The organism is Microbacterium sp. UBA3486 (assembly GCF_002377845.1).
In the GTDB taxonomy this organism is placed as follows: Bacteria; Actinomycetota; Actinomycetes; order Actinomycetales; family Microbacteriaceae; genus Microbacterium; species Microbacterium maritypicum_A.
In genome coordinates this window covers 465-6,657 of sequence record NZ_DFQP01000031.1, presented here as the reverse complement: position 1 = coordinate 6,657, position 6,193 = coordinate 465, and the positions used below count along the sequence as shown (strand labels likewise).

Below are 6,193 nucleotides of genomic sequence, written 5' to 3'. Positions count from 1 at the left end.
CGTGAAGGTGGCGGCTACAACCGCGACGGTGGCGCCCCGCGTCGCGAAGGCGGCGACCGCGATCGTTCACGTTCATTCCCGCAGCGCGGGGGAGCGGGGCGAGAGCGTCCGGCTCAGGCGACGAACGAGCGTCCGCGGTTCGATGAGCCGCAGATCCCCGACGACGTCACGGCTCGCGACCTCAACGGCGCAGCGCGCAATGAGCTCAAGACGCTGAGCAAGGAGAACGCCGAACACGTCGCCCGGCACCTGGCGATGGCCTCTCGTCTCATCGACGAGGACCCGGCGCTTGCCCACGAGCACGCGCTGGCCGCATCGCGCCGCGCTGGACGCATCGCGATCGTCCGTGAGACCCTCGGCATCACCGCCTACGCCACGGAAGACTTCGCCCTGGCGCTACGCGAACTGCGGACCTACCGTCGTATCTCCGGCAAGGACGATCAGATCGCTCTGATGGTTGACAGCGAGCGCGGAATCGGTCGCTCCGATCGTGCGCTCGAGACCGGACGCGCCGTCGATCGTTCTGCGCTCGAGACTCCGGTCCGGGTCGCGCTTGCGATCGCGATGTCCGGTGCCCGTCTCGACCAGGGCGATCTCGAACTCGCACTCGGCGAGCTGGAGATCCCGGAGCTCGATCCCGATCGGGCCTTCGAATGGAGCCCGGCGCTGTTCGCCGCCCGCGCTGCCGTGCTCGAAGACCTCGGGCGCACCGAGGAGGCGGAGTTCTGGGCGCACCGCGCCGAAGTCGCCGCTGAGGCGCTAGGGGTCGATGAGGCCGGCGACGAGGAGATCTTCATCGAAGACAGCCTCATCGAGGGAGAGTTCCCCGACGAGGATGACGATGATTCCGCGGCGGATACGCCCCTGGAGGCAGATGACGCGGATCGAGAAGAGCCAGCGTCCGATGCGCCTGCCGACGTCGACGAAGCCGCGCTCGTCGCTGAGGAACCGACCGTCGAAGACGAGGTGCGCGAGCTCCTCGGCGAGGACGACGAGTCGGAACCGGAGGCGTAGTGGCGCTGTTCTCTCGGAAGCGATCGCCTCGCACTCCGCTTGACGGAGTCGATACGGTTCTCGCCGACCTCGACGGTGTGGTGTACGCCGGTCCCGGGGCCCTGCCGTACGCGGTGGACAGCCTCAACGAGGCTGCGAAGTCGGTGCGGCTCGGGTACATCACGAACAACGCGGCTCGGACTGATGCATCGGTCGCCGAGCATCTGAGCAGTCTGGGCCTCCGCGTCCAGGCATCCGACGTGGTCACGAGCCCGCAAGCGGCGATGAGGCTGATGGCTCAGATCGTGCCCGCCCCGGCAACGATCCTGGTCATCGGCGGTGACGGTCTCGTCGACGAGGTGCAGAAAGCCGGGTATACGGTCACACGGAGTGCGGAGGATGCGCCGAGCGCCGTCGTGCAGGGATTCGCCCCGGAGGTCGCGTGGACGGATCTCGCTGAGGCGGCCTTCGCCCTCAAACTTCCTGAGGACGAAGGCGGCATCCCGTGGATCGCCACCAACACCGACTGGACGATCCCCCGTGAGCGGGGAGTCGCACCCGGCAACGGGACGCTCGTCTCCGCCGTCCACACGGCGATCGGCAGGCTCGCCACCGTCGCGGGGAAACCGGAGGCGCCGATCTTCCAGGAGGCCCTTGCACGCTTCGGAGCGAAGAAGGCCCTCTTCATCGGGGACCGTCTCGACACCGACATCATGGGGGCGAGCCGGGTCGGCATCGACTCGGTCCTGGTACTCACCGGCATCGACCGCCCGAAGCACGTGCTGGCCGCCCCCGAGGGCTCGCGTCCCACCTACATCCTCGGCGACCTGCGCGAACTGCATGCACCGTATCCCGAGGTGACCGAGCACGACGGCGTCTTCCGCGTGAACGGCGCGGCAGTGCGGGTTTCGGGCGCCGACGTCGAGATCGTGGCGGATTCCGGCGAGCAGATCGACCTGTTGCGTGCGGGTGCCGCCGCCATCTGGGCATCCGGCACTCCCGTGTTCGTGCTGAGGGTTCCGGAGCGCCTCTACGACGACCCGTTCCACCGTCCCTGACGGTGCTCGCGTGGCGCCCTTCCGCGTCGGACGGGCCGCGTACAGTAGAACCGTGAGCGATGAGACGACGAGCGCGCCGACCGATGGCCTGTGGAGTCGACTGCGCCTGATCGAGGGGCAGCCGCTCCCGGCGAGGGCCGATGCGTATTCGGCCCTCCACGACGAGCTCTCCCGCCGCCTCGAGAGCGGCGCGAAGCTCGAGCAGCGGGAGACCTCGGGATCCCGATGACGCGACTCGACGCTGCCCTCGCCGCCCGAGGACTCGCCCGTTCGCGCACCCACGCGGCCACTCTCATCTCGGAGGGCCTCGTCAGCGTCGACGGGCGACCTGTCGTGAAGGCCTCCACTGCGGTCGACGATGCGGCGGAGATCACCATCGCCGGTGCAGACCACTACGTCGGACGTGCCGCGCACAAGCTCATCGCGGGCCTCGACGGCTTCGCGATACCGGTCGAGGGGCGGCTGGCACTCGACATGGGCGCATCCACCGGCGGCTTCACCCAGGTGCTCCGTGAGCGGGGAGCACGTGAGGTGCTCGCGGTCGACGTCGGGCATGGACAACTCGCCGCGTCGATCGCCGCTGATCCCGGAGTCGTGTCCGTCGAGGGCTACAACGTCCGATACATGACACGGGAGAACCTCGCCGAGGCGACGGGCGAGGTCGCAGCCCCCGATCTGGTCGTGGGTGACCTCTCGTTCATCTCTCTCGAACTCGTGTTGCCGGCCGTCGCCGCGGTGGTCGCATCGGAGTCCGACGTCCTGCTTCTCGTGAAGCCGCAGTTCGAGGTCGGACGCACCGCCGTCCGTGGGGGACTGGTCACCGACCCCGCAACACGCGCCGACGCCGTGGCGCGCACCGTGTGGAGCGCGTGGGACGTGGGGTTCGGAATGCTCGGCATCCTTCCCTCCCCGATCCTCGGAACCCACGGCAACGCCGAGTATCTCGTGCACCTCGCACCGGGTCGAGGCAGCAATCCGACAGAATGGCTGGACAGCATCAACCGACTGGCAGGAGGACGATGAACGAGCGCAGCATCCTGGTCGTCGCTCACGCGGGCCGTGTGGACACCGTCGACGCCGCTCGGCGGGTGGTCGACGCGCTTCGGGAGGCCGGAGCGCGACCGGTCCTGGCCGCCGACGATCACGAGGCCCTCGTGGCCGTGGATCCTTTCTTCGCCGACATCGCCGTACTCGGCATCTCCGTCGATCCGGCCGACCTCGAACTGGCGATCGTGCTGGGTGGGGATGGGACGATTCTGCGCGCAGCGGAACTCGTGCGCGACAGCGGGGCTCCGGTGCTCGGCATCAACATGGGGCACGTCGGCTTCCTCGCGGAGATCGACCGCGACGACATGGACAAAGCCGTACGTCGTGTGATCGACCGCGACTACGAGGTCGAGGAACGGCTCGCCCTGTCCGTGCGTGTGAAGGATGTCGACGGCACGGTCGTCTATGAGACGTGGGCCCTCAACGAGGCCACGGTCGAGAAGGCCAGCCGTGAGCGGATGATCGAGATCGTTCTCGAGATCGACGGCCGGCCGTTGTCGAGTTTCGGATGCGACGGCATGGTCATCTCCACCCCGACCGGCTCGACGGCCTACAACTTCTCCGCCGGGGGGCCGGTGATCTGGCCGAGTGTCGAGGCGATCGCGGTGGTGCCGTTGTCGGCGCATGCCCTGTTCGCCAAGCCGCTCGTGGTGAGCCCCGATGCCTCGGTGGCGATCGAGATGCTCGAACGCACGGACGGCTCGGGCATCCTCTGGTGCGATGGTCGCCGCTCGCACGACCTGCCGCCGGGCGCGCGCGTGGTGGTGCGCCGCTCTTCGCGTCCCGTGCGGCTGGCTCGTCTGCACCCGACGGCATTCACCGACCGACTCGTGCGCAAGTTCCAGCTTCCCGTCGAAGGGTGGCGTGGACAGGCGCCGGGGGCGACGTCATGATCGAGGAGATGCGGATGCAGGGGCTCGGCGTCATCGCCGATGCCGTGCTGCCGCTGGGTCCCGGATTCACCGCGATCACCGGCGAGACCGGCGCCGGAAAGACCATGGTCGTCACCGGACTCGGACTGCTGCTGGGCCAGCGCGCCGACTCCGGAGCCGTGCGTGCCGGCGCGGCGCAGGCATCGGTCGCGGGCGTCTGGATCGTCCCCGAGAGCGGAACCGTCGCCGAGATCGTCGCCGAGGCCGGTGGCGAGCTGGAGCCTGTCGGTGCCGGCAGCGCGGAGCTCTACGTGTCTCGTACGCTCAGTTCGGAAGGACGCAGCCGTGCCAGTGTCGGCGGGCGCGCGGCCCCCGCGGGTGTGCTCTCCTCGCTCGCGGACGAGCTCGTGGTCGTGCACGGCCAGTCCGAGCAGCTGCGACTGCGTTCGGCCGTCGCGCAGCGTGATGCGCTCGATCGTTTCGGTGGGGCCCCGATCGCTGAGGCCGTGGACGAATACGCCCGGGCCTTCGCACGCTGGCGGACACTCGACGCCGAGATATCCGAGATCACCGAGAACCGTGACCGTCGCGCCGAAGAGGCGTCGCGGCTGCGAGAAGCCCTCGCGCTGATCGAGGCGACGGCTCCGGAGCCAGGGGAGGACCAGGAGCTCACCGCGCGTGCCGAGCGTCTCGCGAACGCCGAGGAGCTGCGTCTCGCGGCCTCGCTCGCGCACGGCGCGCTCTCGAGCGAAGAGGGCGAACCTGATGCCTCGGCTCTCGTCGCGGAGGCGCGTCGAGTACTCGAACGCGCTGCCGACGTGAAGCTGACCGAGATCAGCGAGAGCCTCGCCGACATCGGGTATCGGATCGCCGACACCGCAGGCCTTCTCTCCGCCTATCTCGCCGATCTCGACGAGACGGGTCCGCACGAGCTCGCCGCTGTCGAGGAGCGCCGCGCTGCGCTGGGCACCCTGATCCGTGCACACGGCTCGCTCGACGAGGCGCTGACCGTCTGGCAGACCGGATCCGCTCGGTTGGCCGAACTCGATGACGACGGCGATCGGATCGAACGACTGATCGCCGAGCGTGATGCGGCACGGGTCGAACTCGACGCCCACGCCGAGGCGCTGACGGCGGCGCGCGCAGAGGCGGCTTCTCGTCTCGGTGCTGCCGTGACGGACGAACTGCACGCGCTCGCGATGCCGGACGCGCGTCTCGAGGTCTCGGTCTCCGAGGGCGCCGAGAGTGCCCACGGCCGGGACGACGTCGCGATCCTCCTCGCCCCCCATCCGGGAGCCGAGCCGCGCTCGGTCTCGAAGGGAGCCTCCGGCGGAGAGCTGTCGCGAGTGATGCTGGCGATCGAAGTGGTGATCGCCGCGACCGATCCGGTTCCGACGTTCGTCTTCGACGAGGTCGACGCCGGCATCGGCGGTGCCGCGGCGATCGAGGTCGGTCGGCGACTCGCCCGACTCGCCGAGAAGTCGCAGGTGATCGCGGTGACGCACCTCGCGCAGGTCGCGGCCTTCGCGAACAACCATCTATCGGTCGTGAAGGCCAATGATGGTGCGGTCACGGCCTCCAGCGTGCGCCGTCTGGAAGGGGAGGAACGGGAAGCTGAGATGGCTCGTCTGCTGTCAGGCCTCGCCGATTCCGACGCCGCCCTGACCCACGCCCGCGAACTTCTCAGCCTCCGCGTCCCCACCTCCTGATAGGATCGAAGCCCGTGATGAACTCTTCTTCTGCGGGACCCAAGAACGACACGACCAAGCACATCTTCGTGACTGGTGGTGTCGTTTCGTCTTTGGGCAAGGGACTGACGGCAGCCAGCCTCGGAAACCTCCTCACGGCCCGCGGTCTGCGCGTCGTGATGCAGAAGCTCGACCCTTACCTGAACGTCGATCCGGGCACGATGAACCCGTTCCAGCACGGTGAGGTGTTCGTGACGGACGACGGCGCCGAGACCGATCTCGACATCGGACACTACGAGCGCTTCCTCGACATCAACCTGTCCGAGGCGGCCAACGTCACCACGGGTCAGATCTACTCGCAGGTGATCGCGCGCGAGCGCCGCGGCGAGTACCTCGGAGACACGGTCCAGGTGATCCCGCACATCACCGACGAGATCAAGCGCCGCATGCGCCTGCAGGCCTCGGAAGATCCGCGCCCCGACGTGATCATCACCGAGGTGGGCGGCACGGTCGGCGACATCGAGTCGCAGCCGTT

General features: G+C 68.7%; 5 protein-coding genes and 2 pseudogenes. All 7 read left to right on the top strand.

Annotation, left to right across the window (positions count from 1 at the left end; genetic code table 11):
* Positions 1 to 1,014 (top strand): annotated as a pseudogene (locus B2869_RS03865) (primosomal protein); the annotation flags it as partial.
* On the top strand, positions 1,014 to 2,051 hold the full coding sequence (locus B2869_RS03860) for an HAD-IIA family hydrolase (RefSeq protein ID WP_292762999.1): 1,038 nt from the start codon (positions 1,014 to 1,016) through the stop codon (positions 2,049 to 2,051). The pseudogene B2869_RS03865 and the gene B2869_RS03860, both read left to right, overlap by 1 nt.
* Before the next feature lie 52 nt (positions 2,052 to 2,103).
* Positions 2,104 to 2,280 carry a hypothetical protein gene (locus tag B2869_RS03855; RefSeq protein ID WP_168436332.1) on the top strand — a complete coding sequence of 59 codons (177 nt, stop codon included), beginning with the start codon at positions 2,104 to 2,106 and terminating at the stop codon, positions 2,278 to 2,280.
* Positions 2,277 to 3,074 carry a TlyA family RNA methyltransferase gene (locus B2869_RS03850; protein WP_136023622.1) on the top strand — a complete coding sequence of 266 codons (798 nt, stop codon included), beginning with the start codon at positions 2,277 to 2,279 and terminating at the stop codon, positions 3,072 to 3,074. The genes B2869_RS03855 and B2869_RS03850 overlap by 4 nt, the downstream gene beginning before the upstream one ends.
* Positions 3,071 to 3,991, top strand: a complete 921-nt coding sequence (locus B2869_RS03845) for an NAD kinase (protein ID WP_136023621.1) — start codon at positions 3,071 to 3,073, stop codon at positions 3,989 to 3,991. Before B2869_RS03850 ends, B2869_RS03845 begins: the two co-directional genes overlap by 4 nt.
* Positions 3,988 to 5,679, top strand: a complete 1,692-nt coding sequence (recN, locus tag B2869_RS03840; protein ID WP_292762991.1) for a DNA repair protein RecN — start codon at positions 3,988 to 3,990, stop codon at positions 5,677 to 5,679. Before B2869_RS03845 ends, recN begins: the two co-directional genes overlap by 4 nt.
* 17 nt (positions 5,680 to 5,696) lie before the next feature.
* Positions 5,697 to 6,193 (top strand): annotated as a pseudogene (locus B2869_RS03835) (CTP synthase); the annotation flags it as partial.

What these genes read in the sequence shown, in the direction of transcription:
- recN (WP_292762991.1), top strand. Translation starts at nt 3,988, where the DNA reads ATGATCGAGGAGATGCGGATGCAGGGGCTCGGCGTCATCGCCGATGCC.
- B2869_RS03850 (WP_136023622.1), top strand. Translation starts at nt 2,277, where the DNA reads ATGACGCGACTCGACGCTGCCCTCGCCGCCCGAGGACTCGCCCGTTCG.
- B2869_RS03845 (WP_136023621.1), top strand. Translation starts at nt 3,071, where the DNA reads ATGAACGAGCGCAGCATCCTGGTCGTCGCTCACGCGGGCCGTGTGGAC.